At 54.2% G+C, this 395-nt stretch carries 1 protein-coding gene; it reads left to right on the top strand.

From position 1 onward, the window contains the following. The coding region (locus AAC147_RS09580; RefSeq protein WP_047686435.1) for a TIGR03756 family integrating conjugative element protein at window positions 1-395 on the top strand (395 nt) is incomplete at both ends.

Here is a 395-nt window from a genome sequence, read left to right on the forward strand (position 1 = left end):
GCGGATGCTATTGGGCATCCCGCTACCAGTCTGATTGGCGGACAAATCCCCGGTTATTCCTGCCGCAGTGCTGCCACGCCGTTAGTACCATATTTTTTGAGTACGCTCGATACCATTGCGTGGCGTACTGGTTTGCCGGAATCGTTTTATCCGGAAGCGCTTATTCCCGGTCAGCGGGAACTGGGCAGCCCAATATCCGCCAATCTGTGGAGCCATATTTACCCGCGCTCAGGTTTCATCAATCAGACCGATGATGACAAGGCATCTGCCGTGGTGGCGCAACGGGTGGCTGACATTATCACCCGTGCCGGGCAGCCCCATGTTTATCAGGCATTAAAAGGTCAACATTCTGACGGTTATTGGCCGCCAGAACCAGTGACAGAAAATACCGGCAC

The sequence above is a fragment of the Xenorhabdus sp. NBAII XenSa04 genome (genome assembly GCF_963866145.1).
GTDB classification, from domain to species: domain Bacteria; phylum Pseudomonadota; class Gammaproteobacteria; order Enterobacterales; family Enterobacteriaceae; genus Xenorhabdus; species Xenorhabdus indica.